The organism is Acetobacter sp. AN02 (assembly GCF_029759835.1).
Lineage (GTDB): Bacteria > Pseudomonadota > Alphaproteobacteria > Acetobacterales > Acetobacteraceae > Acetobacter.
In genome coordinates this window covers 1-16,955 of sequence record NZ_JAJJND010000057.1, presented here as the reverse complement: position 1 = coordinate 16,955, position 16,955 = coordinate 1, and the positions used below count along the sequence as shown (strand labels likewise).

Below are 16,955 nucleotides of genomic sequence, written 5' to 3'. Positions count from 1 at the left end.
TCCACAGGTCTCCGTAAAGACCAGCGTTGAATCACGTCCAAGCCAGTCTGAGAAGATCTTTTGTCAACAGAACCTAATTCACAGATCACACATCCAGATTGGCAACCTTGAGCGCATTGCCCACGATAAACTCCCGCCGGGGTTCAACAACATCCCCCATCAGCGTGGAGAATACCTCTCCCGCATCCTCCAGATCACCGACCCGGACCTGCAGAAGGGTTCGCACTGCCGGATCAAGCGTCGTCTCCCAGAGCTGCGCGTCATTCATCTCGCCCAGACCTTTGAACCGGTTGATCGCAAGACCACGCCGTCCCTGGGCAAGCAGCCGGACATATGCTGCAGCCGGACCGGCAATCTCTGCCTCACCGCCATTCTCGAAGCGTATGACAGCACCTTTGCTGAAATCACGTACATAACGCTCGGCATTCGCCGCCAGCCAGCGCGCATCGGCACCGCTCAACACGGCGCGATCCAGACGATAGACCTCACCCACACCACGGACATTGCGCGCCATCTCAAGACCGTCCGGGCCCGACGTCACCTTCCAGCCCCGCTCAGACTCCGCAGACGCCGCATCGAGGCGCTCCTGGATCACACCGATCCGCGCAGCCGCACTGCCCTCGTCGCGATCAAAGCCACCGGCAACAGCAATCTGCTCAAGAACCCACAGCGGCACGCGTGCGGACAGACGCGTCATCACACGATGCGCATCGCGCATGAAAGATACTTCTGCTGTCAGCACCTCCCCTGAAAGAAGACGTCCGTCATGCAGGGTCAGCGTCGTGCCGGACAGCGCTTTATCCAGCAGATACTCCTCAAGGGCAGCATCATCTTTCAGATACCGCTCCTCATTCCCGCGCTTGGCCCGGTAAAGCGGCGGCTGGGCGATATACAGATGACCGCGCTCGATCAGCTCCGGCATCTGCCTGAAGAAAAATGTCAGAAGCAGCGTGCGGATATGCGAACCGTCCACATCAGCATCCGTCATGATGACGATGCGGTGATAGCGCAGCTTGTCGATGCTGAATCCGCCCTGCTCCGGCTCCCCGCGCCCGATTCCGGTGCCAAGCGCCGTAATCAGGGTTCCGATTTCAGCAGAACCGAGCATGCGGTCGAACCGTGCGCGCTCGACATTGAGAATCTTGCCCTTGAGCGGCAGGATCGCCTGGAAACGGCGATCCCGCCCCTGCTTGGCCGTCCCGCCTGCGGAATCACCCTCAACCAGGAACAGCTCGCTCTTTGCAGGATCACGCTCCTGGCAGTCCGCAAGCTTGCCCGGAAGGGACGAGATATCCAGAACCCCCTTGCGGCGCGTCAGTTCGCGCGCCTTGCGGGCAGCCTCACGGGCAGAGGCCGCATCCAGAACCTTGCTGACAATCAGCTTCGCTTCCTTCGGATGCGTCTCAAACCAGTGCCCGATCACATCCGCGACCGCAACCTGAACCACCGGCTGCACCTCAGAGGAGACGAGTTTATCCTTGGTCTGTGAAGAGAATTTCGGATCCGGAACCTTGACCGACAGAACCGCGGTCAGCCCCTCACGCATATCCTCACCGACAAGAGACGCCGCATCCTTTTTCGACAGACTCTCCGCATAACGCCCGACAACACGCGTCAGGGCCTGACGGAAACCGGCCAGATGTGACCCGCCGTCACGCTGCGGAATATTGTTCGTAAAGCACAGCATGGTTTCGTGATAGGAGTCCGTCCAGGTCAGGGCGAACTCCACCCTGATCCCGCTGCTTTCATTATCCACCATGCCCGTCAGCGGCGGCGTGATGATCGGCGCACGCGAACGGTCCAGCCATTCCACAAAAGCCGTCAGGCCGCCCTCATAGTGAAAGGTCTCTTCCTTCAGCGGCGTCACGCGCCTGTCACGCAGAACGATCTTCAGACCGGAATTCAGAAATGCCAGCTCACGCAGACGACGTTCCAGAATCTGGAACTCCAGATCGGTCTTCGTGAACGTCTCGGCACTGGGCATGAACGTGACTTCAGTCCCGCGCTCCTCATCGGACGGCCCTACAACGCTCAGAGGTGCCGTGCGCTCTCCATGCGCAAACCCGATGACGTGCTCCTGCCCGTTGCGCCAGATCCGGACCGTCATTGTCTCCGACAGCGCGTTGACCACCGCCGCACCAACACCGTGCAGGCCACCGGACACCTTATAGGAATTCTGGTTGAACTTGCCCCCGGCATGCAGCTTCGTGAGGACAACCTCCGCCGCGCTCACGCCCTCCTCGGGATGCATGTCCGTCGGAATACCGCGTCCGTTATCACGGACCGTCACGCTGCCATTCTCGTTCAGCGTCACCTCGCACCGCGTCGCAAACCCGGCCTGTGCCTCATCGACCGCATTGTCGATAATCTCGAACGCCATGTGATGCAGACCGGAGCCGTCATCCGTATCGCCGATATACATACCCGGACGTTTGCGGACGGCATCAAGTCCCTTGAGAACGGAGATCGACGACGCGCCGTAATCATCCATATCGGCTGAAGGGGCGGACTGGTCCTGATCGGAACTGGACATATCGGGCAGAAAACTCCGGCGTGAGACAGAAAAGCGGACAGTTCGTCTTTATACGGGATTCAGAGTGAACCGGCCAGCGCCCCGGTGATTTTTCACGGACCATCAGGCTTTTTTACAGATCCGTCCGCAAGCGTGACAAAAGAGGCCCGGCCTTCAAGGGCATCGAACGGCGCACGGTCCGTCCCGGTCATAAGCACCGTCGTCGGCAGACCGGCCAGAGCCTGCAGAAGCATCTCCCGCCGTCCCCTGTCCAGATGCACCAGAGGCTCATCCAGCAGCAGAACAGGAGGATGCCCCCGCTCCCGCCCGATCAGCCCGGCATGGGCCAGAACGATCCCGATCAGCAGCGCCTTCTGCTGCCCCGTGGAAGACAGAGCCCCGTCACGACCGGTCTCCATATCCTGAAAGGCAATATCGGCCCTGTGCGCTCCGGTTCCCGTCTGCCCGCGCACCGCATCCTCGGCCCGGCTTCGCGCAAGCCTGGCCTGCAGCCAGTCCTCCGCCGCCAGTGCAGGCATCCGCGCCAGCTGCTCCGCCACGGCACAGCTCAGCACCAGATGCGCGGGCGGAAACCCGCCGGTCATGCCCGCCGCACCCGTGTTCAGCCGCGCGATCAGCTCCATCCGCGCCGCCACGATCGCAATCGTGTGCCGCGCAAACTCCTCCTCCAGACCGGAAAGCCAGGCTCCCTCACCACTCCGCATCTGCAGCAGACGGTTCCTCTGCCGCATCGCCCGTTCCGCCGCGGCCATCGCCCGCGCATGATGCGGCACCAGCGCCACGACAAGACGATCCAGAAACCGGCGGCGACCACCCGGACTTTCCGTAAACAGCCGGTCCATCTGGGGCGTCAGCCAGACAGCGGATAAAAGATCCGCCACGGCCGAACGCGGCCGCGCCGCCTGTCCGTCAATCCGGAACTCCCGGCTGCGATCCGCACCCGGCGCGACCCCTGTGGAAAGATCCGCCAGACCGCCCTGCGGCCCGAAATCCACGGAAGCCACAACCCCCCAGGAGGAAGCGGAGACGCCCGCATCCCGGCGGGGAAGATCATCCGCCCGCGCTGCACGCAGGCCCCTGCCGGGGACGAGCAGGGAGACAGCCTCCAGAAGATTGGTCTTCCCGCTTCCGTTCCCGCCGGTCAGGACCACGCAGGACGCCTCAGGCTCCCAGACCAGACGCCGGTAATTCCTGAAATCGCTCAGAACCAGACGCCGCAGATACAGACTCATGCCATGTCAGACAGCGGGGCAAAGCTCCCGCCGCCGGAGGACCTCAGACACGCATCGGCATCAGGACATACAGCGCGGACGGGCTGTCCACATCGCGGACGATCGTCGGTGCCGCACTGTCCGCAAACAGAAACTCGACGGATTTCTCGACCTGATCCGTAATATCGTTCAGATACCGCGCCTGAAACCCGATCTCCATCGGCTCTCCGTCATAGGAGACGTAATTGTCATCCAGCTCTTCCCGCGCGGAACCCTGATCGGAGCTTGCGGCGGACAGCACCAGAAGATCACGCGACAGACCCAGCTTCACCGGACGCGAGCGCTCCAGGCTGATGGCGGCCACACGCGCCACCGCATCGGAGAAATCCTTCTTACCGACACGCAGCGAGCGCGTATTCCCGACCGGGATCACCCGCTCATATTCCGGGAAAGTCCCGTCGATCAGCTTTGATGTCAGCGTCACCGCACCGATGGCAAACCGGATACGCGTGCCGGAAAGCGCAACCTCGATCTCCTCCGGGGCCTCATCCAGAAGCTTGCGGAGTTCCGCCACGGATTTGCGCGGAACGATCACGCCCGGCATTCCGGACGCCCCTTCAGGCAGATCAGCCTCGACACGCGCAAGACGATGCCCGTCAGTTGCCACCGCACGGAGAACCTCTCCGAGATCGGACGGCGCCACGTGCAGATAGATTCCGTTGAGGTAATACCGCGTCTCCTCCGTGGAGATCGCAAATTTCGTCCGGTCGATCAGGGAGCGCAGGACAGATGCCTTCAGGCTGAACGCATGCGGCAGATCACCGGCCACCATGGACGGGAAATCATCAACGCTGAGCACGTTCAGACGGGTCGCGAACCGTCCCGCACGAAGATGCAGCGGCTCGTCATCCCCGGCATTGTCGAATTCAACCGACACGCCGTCACGCAGCTTGCGGACAATCTCATACAGCACGGAGGCCGGAGCCGTCACCGCACCGGGGGCCGCAACTTCTGCGGAAATCTCCTCCACAACCGCAATTTCCATATCGGTCGCGGTCAGGGCGATGCAGTTCTCTTTCGCCTCAATCAGGACATTTGCCAGAATGGGGATGGTGTTGCGCTTTTCCGCCACACTCTGGATATGCGCCAGAGCCTTCAGAAGCGTTGCGCGCTCGACCGTGAACTTCATCGACAGCAGATCCTCTTCACATCAGCCCCCCCAGAAGAGCCGGAACGCGACATCTAGCAGCGCAGCCACCGGAGGAAAAGAGCGCAGAGGATCAGCTCTCCAGCATCCGGCGCATCAGCTCGACATCCTCGGCAAAAGCCGCATCCCGCTCCATCAGTTCCGCCACGCGGGAAACCGCATGCATCACGGTCGTATGATCACGATTGCCGAACTTGCGGCCGATCTCCGGCAGGGACCGGCTGGTGAGCTGCTTGGCCAGATACATCGCAACCTGGCGGGGACGCGCCACAGCCCGCGCACGCCGCGCGGAGGACATGTCCGTCAGGCGGATATTCCAGTGCTCGGCCACCTTCTTCTGAATTTCCTCAATCGTCACACGACGGTCATGCGCCTTGAGGATGTCATGCAGAACGTCATGCGTGGATTCCAGCGTGACCGGACGTCCGAACAGATTGGCATGCGCGATCAGCCGGTTCAGCGCGCCTTCAAGCTCACGGACGTTTCCCGTGATCTTATGCGCCAGAAACTCCAGAACCTTCGCCGGAACCGTCACGCCCGAAGCCTGCGCCTTGGCTTCCAGAATGGAGATACGCAGCTCGAACGTCGTCGCGTGGATGTCCGCCACCATGCCACAGCCCAGACGCGTGCGAAGCCGGTCCTCAAGCCCCGACAGGTCCGAGGGAGACTTGTCCGCAGACACGATGATCTGCCGCCCCGCATCCACGAGCGCATTAAACGTGTGGAAAAATTCTTCCTGCGTGTTGTCCTTGCCGATCAGAAACTGAAGATCGTCGATCATCAGCACGTCAACCGACCGGAGCTGCTCCTTGAACTCCATCGTGGACTGCGTCCGGATCGCGCCGATAAAGCGGTACATGAACTTCTCGGCAGACATATACGCGACGGAATTACGTCCCTCACCGGTCAGCTGCGCCCCGATCGCATGCATCAGATGCGTCTTGCCCAGACCAACCCCGCCATAAAGAAACAGTGGATTGAATCCCGGACTCGCCGGTTTCTCCGCCACACGACGGGCACAGGCATAGGCAAACTCATTCGGCTTGCCGACAACGAAGCTGTCAAAGGTAAAGCGCGGATCAAGCGGCGCACTCAGATCATGGCGCGGATCGGAAGAGCGGTCCGGCAGAGCCCGTTCCGGAACCGGCCGCTCGACCGCAGCTGACGGGCCGGACGTCTCTGCCGCAGGAGCAGCCTCCCCCGCAGCGGATGCTGCACCTTCCTCAGCCGGACGGAAAACCTGCAGCTCGACACGGCGCACGGACGGAATCTCCGCGCTCCACAGCGCGCTCAGACGGTCGCCATACTGCCCGCGCACCCAGTCGCGCAGAAAGCGCGTCGGCAGGAACAGCGTAATCTCGTCACCATCCAGTGGCCCGAGCGTGATCTGCCGCAGCCAGGTGCGGTATTCCACCTCCCCGACCTCGGACTTCATACGCGTGCTGATCCGCTGCCAGGCTTCCGCAAACAGGCCGGAGAGAGGCGAGGCATTCTCCGGCACCGGCTGCATATCCATATCATCCAGCCCAGAGACTGAGTCCATCATCCATCCGTCCGGCGACTCCGCCCGTATCCATCTCCGAACCGCAGAAAACCGCGGGGCCTGAAGGCTTTCATGCCTGTCAGATACGAAGGGAATCGCCGGCGAAGGCGCTCTGTTCCTGTTCTTTCCGGTGCCGGGCGAGGATAAAATACCCGCCGGGGCGGAGCAATGACTTTCTGCCCCGAATCCGGACACGTATTACGCACCGGATCATGACAGCCCTCTCCAGGCTGCAGAGACAAAAAAAACGGGATCTCTCCCGTTTTTTCATACGTCAGCAAAGACGCGGGACAGCAGACCCGAAAGTCCGCTGCCTTAAAGATTCAGGCCGTTGCCAGCGCCTTGATACGGGCGGACAGACGGGAAATCTTGCGGGCAATCGTGTTGCCGTGGATCACACCCTTCGTCGCAGCGCGCTGCATTTCCGGCTGAGCAGCCTTCAGAGCCGCATTCGCCTCGTCCTTGTTGCCTGAAGCGATCGCAGCCTCAACCTTCTTAATGAAGGTGCGCATGCGGGAACGACGGGCAGTGTTACGCGCCGTGCGGCGCTCGGTCTGACGGATGCGCTTACGCGCGGATGCGATGTTCGCCATGTTTTCGTAAGGTCCAGCGTCTGAATTAAAGAACGCCCCGCACATCCGGCGGGGTGTCCTCTCAAAAGGTGGGTCTCCTTACTCCCGCCTGCCCCGTCGCGTCAAGAAGAGTTCACATTTCCGCATCTCACACCTCCGCAGAAGGCAGTTTCTGCCGCTGCGGACAGAAAAACGTGGACCGCCCGCCCTGCACGATCTGACGCACGCCGCCGCAGTCCGGAAGGCCGGGGCACTCAGCACACCCCTCCCCCGAACGCCCGTACACCTGCCAGGCATGCTGGAAATATCCCAGCTCCCCGTCCGGCTGAACATAATCGCGCAGACTCGATCCCCCAGCCGCGATCGCCTCCTCCAGAACCGCCCGGACCGCAGCCGTCAGCCGCACCAGCTCCGCATGCGAAAGAGAAGCCGCCGCCCGCTCGGGATGAATCTCCGCACAGTAAAGCGCCTCACAGGCATAGATATTGCCGATCCCCGCCACGATACGCTGATCCAGCAGAAGAACCTTCACCGCCTGCCTGCGCCCGGCAAATCCGGCCTCCAGAACCGCTGCGGAAAATCCGTTGCCGAGCGGCTCCGGCCCCATCGGCGCAAGCAGCCGGTGTCCGTCCTCCTCCCCGGTCGGGATCAGATCGACCGCACCGAATCGGCGCGGATCCGTCAGGCCGCAGCGCACACCCTCCCGCGTCATGAAGATCAGATGCTCATGCTTCCCGGCTTCCGTATCCGCAGGGTCACGCGTCAGACCGACACGTCCGGACATGCCCAGATGCAGCAGGACGGACCAGCCATCCGACAGACGCATGAGAATGTATTTCCCGCGCCGGCGAAAAGAGAGTATCCGGCGACCGGTCATGATCCGCGCAAGATCGGGCGGGAACGGCCAGCGCAGGTCAGGGCGCATCACACGCACGGAGGCAATGGTTCCGCCCTCAAGAGCGGTCCGCATACCGCGCATCACGGTTTCGACTTCGGGGAGTTCTGGCATGTCGACTCAGGAGGCTGTAGGTAAAAGCATGATGAACGATAACGCCCCGGAACCCTCTTTTGAATCCACCCCCCCCGGTTCATCCGCGGGGCAGGCCTCCGACACGGCCGATTTCGGCTACCGCTCGGTCCCCAGAGAGGAAAAGAAACCGCTCGTCCGCGCCGTATTCGACAGCGTCGCAGGCAAATACGACCTGATGAACGATCTGATGTCCCTTGGCATCCATCGCGTCTGGAAAAAAATCTTCATCGCCGATCTCGGCCCGCAGCCCGGCCTCAGCCTGCTCGACCTTGCAGGCGGCACCGGCGACATCACCTTCGGCTGGCTCAAAGGTGGCGGCGGACCCGCCATCATGACGGACATCAACGCCAGCATGCTCTCGGTCGGGCGGGACCGCGCCATCTCCCGGGGCTATGTCCACGACCTGTCCTTCTGCGTCGTCGATGCCGAGCAGATCCCCCTGCCGGACCGCTCGGTCGACCGCGTGACCATCGCCTTCGGCCTGCGCAACTGCACCGACAAACCCGCCGTTCTGCGCGAGGCACGCCGTGTGCTGCGTCCCGGCGGACGCTTCATGTGCCTCGAATTCTCCCGCGTGCAGGTCGCAGCACTCGCACCCGTCTATGACGCGTGGTCTTTCAAGGTGCTGCCTAATATGGGCGCGATGATCGCCGGAGACCGGGACAGCTACCAGTATCTCGCGGAAAGCATCCGCATGTTCCCCGATCAGGACACGCTCTCGGACATGTTCCGCGAAGCCGGATTCGCCCGCGTCAGCTGCCGCTCCCTGTCCGGCGGAATCGCGGCCATCCATTCCGGCTGGCGGCTGTAAACCCCGCCATGCCTGCAGAGGCAGCGGACTCCGCACCGGCCCCGGGCAGCACGCTTCGCGGAAAGCGCATCCTGCTGATCATCAGCGGCGGGATCGCAGCCTATAAGAGCCTGCTGCTGATCCGCCTGCTAACGGCACGGGGCGCTCAGCTCCGCTGCATCCTCACCCGCGCCGGAACGGAATTCGTCACGCCCCTCTCCGTGCAGGCGCTTACGGGAGAGAAAGTCTATCAGGACCTGTTCTCCCTCACGGACGAACAGGAAATGGGCCATATCGCCCTCTCCCGTTCTGCAGATCTGATCGTGGTCTGCCCCGCCTCGGCGGATATCCTCGCGAAAATGGCCGCAGGTCTCGCGGACGATCTCGCCACAACCCTCCTGCTCGCCACCGACACCCCCGTCCTGGCCGCCCCGGCCATGAACGTCCGCATGTGGCAGCACCCGGCAACCGTCAGCAATATCGCCACGCTGCGCGGACGCGGCATCATGTTCGCAGAGCCTGAGGAAGGACCGATGGCCTGCGGCGAATTCGGCCCGGGTCGCCTCGCGGAACCCGAAACCGTCCTCAGCGCCATTCAGACGGCCCTGGCCTCACAGTCGGAGGCACAGTCTGCTCCCCTCGCCGGACGGCACGTCATCGTCACGGCCGGGCCGACGCATGAGCCGATCGACCCCGTGCGCTATATCGCCAACCGCTCCTCCGGGCGGCAGGGATATGCCATCGCCGAAGCCCTCGCCCGGCTCGGAGCCCGCGTCACCCTGGTCAGCGGACCGGCAGACCTTCCCGATCCGCCGGGCATACGGACCCTGCGCGTGGAAACCGCATGCGAGATGGAGGCCGCCGTCCGGGCCGCCCTCCCCGCAGATGCCGCAGTCTGCGCCGCCGCCGTGGCCGACTGGCGCGTCGCACATGCGGCAGACCTGAAGATCAAGAAAAAGGAAGGCAGCGCCCCGCCTGCGCTGAATCTGGTCCCGAATCCGGATATCCTCGCCTCAATCAGCGCCCCCGGACCGGACAGACCCGCCCTCGTCATCGGATTCGCCGCTGAGACGGATCATGTCATCGCCCACGCCACCGCCAAGCGCGCGCGCAAGGGCTGCGACTGGATCGTCGCAAACGATGTGGGACCGGGCACGAACGTCATGGGCGGGCGTGAAAATCGTGTTATTGTGATTTCGGAGTCGGGAGCCGACTCCTGGCCGCTCATGGCCAAAACCGAGGTCGCACGCCGTCTGGCACACAGCATTGCAGAGCACCTGACCGGCTCCGCATAAGCGTGATCCCTCCCGCAGGTTAAGGCTGAGATCGTGAGTTCTGTTCCGTCCCGTCTTCAGTTCACTCCCTCCGCCGGAGCGCTGAAATGACCGCGCAGGACAACGGAACCCTGGACGTCCGCGTCACCCGCCTGCCCCACGCGGCAGACCTCCCCCTGCCGGGCTACGCCACCACAGGTGCCGCGGGCATGGACCTGCTGGCCGCCGTGCAGGAGCCGCTCGACATTCCCGCCGGGGGCCGCGCGCTGATCTCGACCGGACTGAAAATCGCCCTGCCCCCCGGATACGAACTCCAGATCCGCCCGCGCTCCGGCCTCGCTCTCAAGCACGGCATCACCCTGCCCAACACACCCGGCACGATTGACGAGGACTATCGCGGAGAAATCGGCATCATCCTCCTGAATGCAGGCCATGAAACCTTCACCGTCACACGCGGTATGCGCATCGCCCAGGGCGTGGCCGCACCGGTCCTGCGCGTCCGCTGGACCGAAACGGACCAGCTGGACGAGACCGCCCGCGGGGCGGGGGGCTTCGGCAGCACCGGACAGGCGTAGGGCAGGGCTCCCGCCGTGCACGCGCCCTCAGGTGCCCTCCCCCCGCAGACAGAATCCGCAGAGGGAACCACGGACCCTCTCACACCCCTCACTCGCGCCGGAGCAGGCATGCGGAGTGCGGCAGCCATACCTGCAGCCCTGCTGACCATCTTTCTGGCCACGGGCAGCGCAGCCGCAGCCCCGCTCCGCCATACCGGCCTCACGCTCGTCGCGGATACGGGACACACCCTGCTGCATATGCTCGCAGGGATTCTCCTTGCCCTGATCAGCACCCTGCCCCTCGCCACGCTCGCGCGGCGCGAAACGCCCGGCGGAGCCGTTCTCAGAACCCTCACGAGCCTGTGCCACGCGATCCCCGCGCCGGGCGCACTCCCCGTCACCGCCGCCCTGCTCGTCCTGATCGCAGGACCGCTGACAGGCGCCGCCGCCGAATTCGTCATCCTCTCGACCGTCACCGCCTGCCTGCTCTGGCCACTGACCCGCACCCTCGCAAAGGAACTGGCGACAGTCCCGCCGGATCTCGGCCTGGTCGCACTCCAGGCAGGCATGACGCCCTGGCAGCGCTTCTGGCGGCTGAGCATCCCCTGCGCCGTCCCGCAGCTGGTCCAGACGGGCGTCCGCAGCATGTCCATGGCCTGGTTCGTGCTGATCTGGGCCGAAGACGTCGTCTCCGCCCGCGCGGAAAATGTCACACGCGGCATCGGCGGCTATTTCGGGGCCGCGGCTGCCGCACGGGACTGGACCGGCGTCGGCGCCGCAATCCTCGCCATGACCATCGTCATCATCATCTGCGAGCTGCTTGTTTTCCGCCCCATGCTCTTCTGGTCCGGACGCTTCCGCCGCCGCGGAGAGATGGCGCTCGGCGAACCCGTCATCACGACCCTTTTCCGCAGCCATGCATCCCTGCGCGCCTGCACGGGCCTGATAACCGCAGGACTGCGCGGCCTCGCCTCCCTGCCGCTCGGCCCACGCCCTGCGGCGCAGCCCGCAGACAGCGGGCCGGTCCCTGACGAATCCCGCATCGCGCGGATCACGATCATCCTCGCGGCGCTTGCGGTCCTGACCGGAATGACCATCTGGCTGAGCGGAACCGCACTCAGCCTTACGGACCTGCTCACGCTCGCCGGAGAAGGCTGCATCACCCTGCTGCGGACCATCGTGATGCTCGCCCTGATCACGGCCTTCTGGATCCCGGCAGGCGTCTGGATCGGGCTGAGCCGGGAGCGCACCACGCTGTTCATGCCGGTCGCACGCATGGTCGCAGCCTTCCCCTCAAACCTGCTGTTCCCGCTCGCGGCCCTCGTCATCGCCACGGGACATCCGCATCCCGGCCTGTGGCTGACCCCGCTGCTGATCCTCAACGCACAATGGGCCGTCGCCTTTGCCGTCATCGGCGGTATGCGGCGCTACCCCCCTTCCCTGCTGCTCACTGCACGCGCCCTGCGTCTGCGTGGTCCGCTCTGGTGGAAAACCGTCATCCTGCCAGGACTGGCCATTCCTCTTTCCTCAGGAATCGCAACCGCCTTCACGGAATGCTGGACCGCCTCCCTCGCCGCGGAATATCTCCGCTGGGGCGATGGCAGCATCAGCGCATACGGCCTGGGCAGCGCCGTCACGCAGGCCTCGCTCGCCGGTGACCTCCCCCACGCCGTCACGGGAATCCTTCTGATGACCCTCATTATTCTCGGGACTGACCGTTTCCTGTGGCGCCCGCTGCAGGAAAAAGCAGCCAGACGTTTCAGGCAGACACCATGACGGACACCATGACCGATACCGCACCCGGACAGGAACTCCTCCGCCTGCACAATGTCAGCCAGTCCTACCGGAAGGATGCCGGACCGGAAGCACTGGTCCTGGACGGGATCAGCCTGACCCTGCACGAGGGAGAGATCGTCGGCGTGATCGGACGCTCGGGCTCGGGAAAATCCAGCCTGCTGCGGATCATGGGCGGACTGCTGCGTCCCGCCTCCGGCAGCGTCCTCCTGCGCAGCAGCCCTCTCACGGGACCGGTTCCCGATATCGGAATGGCCTTCCAGTCCTTCGCGCTCTTCCCCTGGCTCGATGTCATGGAAAACATCACCCTGCCGCTGGAAGCCCGTGGCATGTCCCGCAGCGAACGCGAGAAACATGCGGAAGACATCATCCGCCTCACCGGCCTCGACGGCTATGCCGGGGCCTGGCCGCGCGAACTCTCGCCGGGCCTCGCCCAGCGCGCCGGTCTTGCCCGCGCCCTCATCTCACGTCCCGACATCCTGCTGATGGACGAACCCTTCGCGGAACTCGATATCCTCACGGCGGAAAATCTCCGGACCGACCTCGTGGAGCTCTGGGCTGAATCCCGCCTGCCCTGCCGCTCCGTCCTGCTCGTCACACATAATGTCGATGAGGCCGTGCTGATGTGCGACCGGATCATCGTGTTCTCAGCCAATCCAGGACGCGTCGAACACGAACTCCTCGTACCCTTCGCCCATCCGCGCGACAGGGAAACACCCGAATTCCGGGACTTCGTAGATGATATCTACGGACTGATGACGCGCCGCGCCCCCGTCATCTCCGAAGCCTGCCTGCCTGCACAAACAGCAGCCCCGGCCGCAAGAAGCCTCTCACCGCTGCCGCCCGTCCCCGTCGAGAGCATCATCGGGCTAATCGAGGCCCTGGCCGCCTCCCCCCTCGACGGAAGAGCGGACCTCCCGCAGCTCGCCACACGCTCACACCTGGAACTGGACGACCTGTTCCCCCTCACTGAAGCCCTCCAGCTTCTGGATATGGCGGAACTCGAAGACGGGGATATCCTTCTCACACGCGAGGGCGGACGCTTCGCGGGAAGCGGGGCGGAGGAACGCCGCGCCATCCTGCGCCACGCCCTGCTCCGGGGCCTGCCGATCATCCGGGAAATCCGGGCTATGCTGGATGAACGCCCATCCCGCGCCGCGCCCGCAGAAACATTCCGCAACATGCTTGAGACCGACATGTCCGCGGACTACGCTGCCCAGACACTCCAGACGCTCACGGACTGGAGCCGCTACGCCGGACTGTTCGACTATGACGAGGAAAGCGACAGGCTTTTCCTGAACGAAGAAGAATGACAGGGCCATTTTCAGAAAAGGATTATTCCTCCATGCATCAGCGACTGACCTCCGTCCGCACTCTCCTCCTCGCCACAGCCCTCTCCGCCTCCGTCATCTCCGGCCTTCCCCTCCTGCATGCCGCACAGGCTGCGGAAAAGCCTGCTGCGGCACAGATCCCGGATTCGCAGAACGTCACGCGCACAACTCTGGAAAACGGACTGCACGTGGTCATCATCCGCAACACGCTCACCCCGGTCGTGACGACGGAAATCAACTATCTCGTCGGCTCCGCGGAAGCCCCCGCAGGTTTCCCCGGCACGGCCCATGCCCTTGAACACATGATGTTCCGCGGCGCGAAAGGCCTCGATAAGGACCAGCTCGCCGCCATCGGCGCGCGGATCGGCGGAGACTACAACGCCGATACGACGGAAGACGTCACGCAGTATTTCTATACCGCACCGGCAGAAGATCTCGGCATTCTTCTGAAAATCGAAGCCCTGCGCATGAACGGTCTGACGCTGAGCGATGCGGACTGGGACAAGGAACGCGGCGCGATCTCCCAGGAGGTCTCCCGGGACCTCTCCAGCCCGGCCTATAAATATATCTCACAGCTCCAGTCCATCCTGTTCCGCAATACCCCCTACGCCCATGACGCCCTGGGAACCCGGGACTCCTTCGGGAAAACGGATGCCGCCCTGCTCAGAAAGTTTTACGAAACCTGGTATGCACCCAACAACGCCATCCTCGTGATCTCCGGTGATGTCGATCCCGGCAGAACACTCGATCTGATCCGCTCCACGCTCGGAAAAATCCCGAAGAAAAACCTCCCCGCGCGCGCTGCGGTCAAACCCGCATCCGTTCCCGCCAGAACCCTCTCCTTCCCAACGGATTATCCCGCAGGCTTCGCAACCATCGCCTTCCCGATGCCCGGTATGACATCAAAGGATTTCGCAACAGCCGATATCCTCTCCGATGTCCTCTCCAGCCAGCGCGGCGCGCTCTACCAGCTCGTCCCCGCAGGCAAGGCACTCTACGCGGGATTTGAATTCTCCCCGAAAAAACAGGCCGGTTTCGGGCTGGCCATCGCCGCCTTCCCCAAAGGCGGAGACGCACAGGCCGCACTCGCCAATATCAGAACGGTCCTCGCGGATATCCGAGACCACGGCGTCCCGGCAGACCTCGTGGAGGCCGCCCGCCGCCGGGAGGTCGCACAGCTAGGCTTCTCCGCAAACTCCGTCAGCGGTCTCGCCTCCTCCTGGTCAAACGCACTGGCCTTCCAGAACCTGGGAGCCCCGGACGACATCATCGCCGCCTACCAGGCCGTCACACCAGAGGACGTCAATCGTCTCGCACGGACCCTGCTGGACCCGACCCACGCCGTCACCGCCGTCCTCCTGCCGGAAAGCTCCGGAAAACCCATAGAAGGCAAAGGCTTCGGCGGCGCGGAATCCTTTGCCTCCGCACCGGAAAAACCCGTCACGCTGCCGGACTGGGCGCAGCAGGCCCTGGCCAAGCTGGATATCCCGCCCGCCGCTCCTGCCCCCGCCGTCTTCACCCTGCCCAACGGCATCAGACTGATCGTACGCCCGGCGAATGTCAGCCACACGATCAGCCTCGCCGGAATGATCCGCCACAATACGGACCTCCAGGAACCGGCAGGCAAGGAAGGGGTCGAGGACATCACAGACGGCCTGTTCAGCTACGGCACGACGCAGCACGACAGGCTGGCCTTCCGTAAGGCCCTGGATGACGTCCCTGCCTGGATCTCCGCCGGAACCTCATTCTCGCTGAAGGTCCCCTCGGGCAAATTCGAGGCCGGAATGAAGCTTCTGGCTGAAAACGAACTCCATCCCGCCTTCCCGGATCAGGCCTTCCAGGTCGTACGCACACAGGCCGCACAGACCCGCGCCGGAGAACTGCAGAGCCCGGACTATATTTTTGATCGTGCCGTGATGAAGGCCATCAATCCGGCCGGTGATCCCTCCCTGCGTGAGGCCACACCGAAAACTCTCATGGCCGTCACCCCCGCAGACGTCCGGGCCTATTATGCCTCCGTCTTCCGCCCCGACATGACGACCATCGTCATCACCGGCGACATCACGCCCGAACAGGCCCGCACTGTTACGGAACGCGAATTCGGAAGCTGGAAAGCAATCGGACCGAAGCCGGATATCAACCTCCCGCAGCGCCCGGACAGCAAAGCCTCACATGCCCAGGTGCCCGACAATACCAGCGTGCAGGACAGCGTGATCCTCGCGGAAAGCCTGCCACTGAACGCCGCCGCACCGGACCGGTATATCCTCCAGCTCGGCAACACCATCCTCGGAGACGGGTTCTCCTCGCGCTTTTACCGCGACCTGCGCGTAAAGAACGGATACGTCTATTCCGTCAGCAGCGAACTCAGCTGGGGCCGCACCCGCGCAGCCTACTCCGTCAGCTACGGCGCAGACCCCGACAAGGTCAGACCCGCACGTGAACTGGTGATGAAAAACCTCAGAACGCTGCAGACAACGGACGTGACGCAAGACGAGCTGACCGTCGCGAAATCCTCCGTCCTGCGCAGCCTCCCGCTGCAGCAGGCCAGCCTCGACTCAATCGCCGGGCTCTATCTGCACCTGACCTCCCTGGATCTGCCGCTCAACCAGTCCGATATCGCGGCAAAAATCTACTACAAAACAACAGCTGCAGATATCCGCAAGGCTTTTTCAAAATGGATGAGACCGGACGATCTCGCCACGATCGTCAAAGGCCCCGCGGCAAAGTAAATTCAGCGGAATAAGCAGGCGGAAGCGGGAGCAGGGACAGACCTGCCCCGCACCCTCACGACGGGTCAGTCCCCCCGGCCATCCGCCAGCACATCGTAAAAACACTGTCCAGATGGGCCGAGATCGGCAGGGAGACACGGCCGAACTCCGCCCCGACAGACAGCTGGATCACAATCCCCGCCATTCCCAGGGCCGCCATATTCACGTCCTGGTCCGGCAGCTCTCCCGCCTGAACCCCGCTCGCCACAAGCCCGGCCAGCATCTCAATGACATTGCGCTCCGGAGACGGGCCGACATGCCGGATCTGATCGAGAGGTGGCCCCGTCTGTTCGGACAGTTTTTCGGGCCTGATAAGCTATAGCCGGTTGTTGTCATGCTGCCGCCTTG

Annotated in this window: 13 protein-coding genes; 6 read left to right on the top strand and 7 right to left on the bottom strand. The window is 63.5% G+C overall.

Going from position 1 to position 16,955, the window contains the following annotated elements; genetic code table 11:
- Positions 1-85: 85 nt before the first annotated feature.
- The 6 genes from gyrB to mutM form a co-directional block, all read right to left on the bottom strand.
- Complete coding sequence (gyrB, locus tag LOC54_RS08045; protein ID WP_279313308.1) at positions 86-2,533, bottom strand: DNA topoisomerase (ATP-hydrolyzing) subunit B; 2,448 nt, start codon at positions 2,531-2,533, stop codon at positions 86-88.
- A gap of 92 nt (positions 2,534-2,625) precedes the next feature.
- Entirely contained in the window at positions 2,626-3,765 is a 1,140-nt protein-coding gene (gene recF, locus LOC54_RS08040; RefSeq protein WP_279313307.1) for a DNA replication/repair protein RecF, read from the bottom strand.
- 43 nt (positions 3,766-3,808) lie between these two features.
- Positions 3,809-4,933, bottom strand: coding sequence for a DNA polymerase III subunit beta (gene dnaN / locus LOC54_RS08035; protein ID WP_279313306.1), 1,125 nt, complete (start codon positions 4,931-4,933; stop codon positions 3,809-3,811).
- Between the two features lie 91 nt (positions 4,934-5,024).
- Entirely contained in the window at positions 5,025-6,467 is a 1,443-nt protein-coding gene (gene dnaA / locus LOC54_RS08030) for a chromosomal replication initiator protein DnaA (RefSeq protein WP_408740323.1), read from the bottom strand.
- Between the two features lie 350 nt (positions 6,468-6,817).
- Positions 6,818-7,087, bottom strand: coding sequence for a 30S ribosomal protein S20 (gene rpsT / locus LOC54_RS08025; RefSeq protein WP_279313305.1), 270 nt, complete (start codon positions 7,085-7,087; stop codon positions 6,818-6,820).
- 127 nt (positions 7,088-7,214) lie between these two features.
- A complete protein-coding gene (gene mutM / locus LOC54_RS08020) occupies positions 7,215-8,075 on the bottom strand; it encodes a bifunctional DNA-formamidopyrimidine glycosylase/DNA-(apurinic or apyrimidinic site) lyase (protein ID WP_279313304.1) in 861 nt (286 codons plus the stop codon).
- A 31-nt stretch (positions 8,076-8,106) separates the two neighbouring features.
- On the opposite strand from mutM, the gene LOC54_RS08015 reads away from it, so the two are divergent.
- From LOC54_RS08015 to LOC54_RS07990, 6 genes are all read left to right on the top strand, one after another.
- A complete protein-coding gene (locus tag LOC54_RS08015; RefSeq protein ID WP_279313309.1) occupies positions 8,107-8,907 on the top strand; it encodes a class I SAM-dependent methyltransferase in 801 nt (266 codons plus the stop codon).
- An 8-nt stretch (positions 8,908-8,915) separates the two neighbouring features.
- Positions 8,916-10,181 (top strand): bifunctional phosphopantothenoylcysteine decarboxylase/phosphopantothenate--cysteine ligase CoaBC, encoded by a 1,266-nt coding sequence (gene coaBC / locus LOC54_RS08010; RefSeq protein WP_279313303.1) that lies wholly within the window; start codon positions 8,916-8,918, stop codon positions 10,179-10,181.
- Between the two features lie 86 nt (positions 10,182-10,267).
- Complete coding sequence (gene dut, locus LOC54_RS08005) at positions 10,268-10,735, top strand: dUTP diphosphatase (protein ID WP_279313302.1); 468 nt, start codon at positions 10,268-10,270, stop codon at positions 10,733-10,735.
- A 108-nt stretch (positions 10,736-10,843) separates the two neighbouring features.
- Positions 10,844-12,490: an ABC transporter permease subunit gene (locus LOC54_RS08000; protein ID WP_279313301.1), complete on the top strand. Its 1,647-nt coding sequence runs from the start codon at positions 10,844-10,846 to the stop codon at positions 12,488-12,490.
- Positions 12,487-13,821, top strand: coding sequence for a nitrate/sulfonate/bicarbonate ABC transporter ATP-binding protein (locus LOC54_RS07995; RefSeq protein ID WP_279313300.1), 1,335 nt, complete (start codon positions 12,487-12,489; stop codon positions 13,819-13,821). The genes LOC54_RS08000 and LOC54_RS07995 overlap by 4 nt, the downstream gene beginning before the upstream one ends.
- Before the next feature lie 32 nt (positions 13,822-13,853).
- Positions 13,854-16,568: a pitrilysin family protein gene (locus LOC54_RS07990; protein ID WP_279313299.1), complete on the top strand. Its 2,715-nt coding sequence runs from the start codon at positions 13,854-13,856 to the stop codon at positions 16,566-16,568.
- A gap of 55 nt (positions 16,569-16,623) precedes the next feature.
- On the opposite strand, the gene LOC54_RS07985 is transcribed toward LOC54_RS07990, so the two are convergent.
- On the bottom strand, positions 16,624-16,830 hold the full coding sequence (locus LOC54_RS07985; protein WP_279313298.1) for a hypothetical protein: 207 nt from the start codon (positions 16,828-16,830) through the stop codon (positions 16,624-16,626).
- Between the last annotated feature and the right edge of the window lie 125 nt (positions 16,831-16,955).

Bases quoted from the DNA above. Each gene is read 5' to 3' on its own strand.
- gyrB (WP_279313308.1), bottom strand. From the start codon at position 2,533: ATGTCCAGTTCCGATCAGGACCAGTCCGCCCCTTCAGCCGATATGGAT.
- recF (WP_279313307.1), bottom strand. From the start codon at position 3,765: ATGAGTCTGTATCTGCGGCGTCTGGTTCTGAGCGATTTCAGGAATTAC.
- dnaN (WP_279313306.1), bottom strand. From the start codon at position 4,933: ATGAAGTTCACGGTCGAGCGCGCAACGCTTCTGAAGGCTCTGGCGCAT.
- dnaA (WP_408740323.1), bottom strand. From the start codon at position 6,467: ATGGATATGCAGCCGGTGCCGGAGAATGCCTCGCCTCTCTCCGGCCTG.
- rpsT (WP_279313305.1), bottom strand. From the start codon at position 7,087: ATGGCGAACATCGCATCCGCGCGTAAGCGCATCCGTCAGACCGAGCGC.
- mutM (WP_279313304.1), bottom strand. From the start codon at position 8,075: ATGCCAGAACTCCCCGAAGTCGAAACCGTGATGCGCGGTATGCGGACC.
- LOC54_RS08015 (WP_279313309.1), top strand. From the start codon at position 8,107: ATGAACGATAACGCCCCGGAACCCTCTTTTGAATCCACCCCCCCCGGT.
- coaBC (WP_279313303.1), top strand. From the start codon at position 8,916: ATGCCTGCAGAGGCAGCGGACTCCGCACCGGCCCCGGGCAGCACGCTT.
- dut (WP_279313302.1), top strand. From the start codon at position 10,268: ATGACCGCGCAGGACAACGGAACCCTGGACGTCCGCGTCACCCGCCTG.
- LOC54_RS08000 (WP_279313301.1), top strand. From the start codon at position 10,844: ATGCGGAGTGCGGCAGCCATACCTGCAGCCCTGCTGACCATCTTTCTG.
- LOC54_RS07995 (WP_279313300.1), top strand. From the start codon at position 12,487: ATGACGGACACCATGACCGATACCGCACCCGGACAGGAACTCCTCCGC.
- LOC54_RS07990 (WP_279313299.1), top strand. From the start codon at position 13,854: ATGCATCAGCGACTGACCTCCGTCCGCACTCTCCTCCTCGCCACAGCC.
- LOC54_RS07985 (WP_279313298.1), bottom strand. From the start codon at position 16,830: ATGCTGGCCGGGCTTGTGGCGAGCGGGGTTCAGGCGGGAGAGCTGCCG.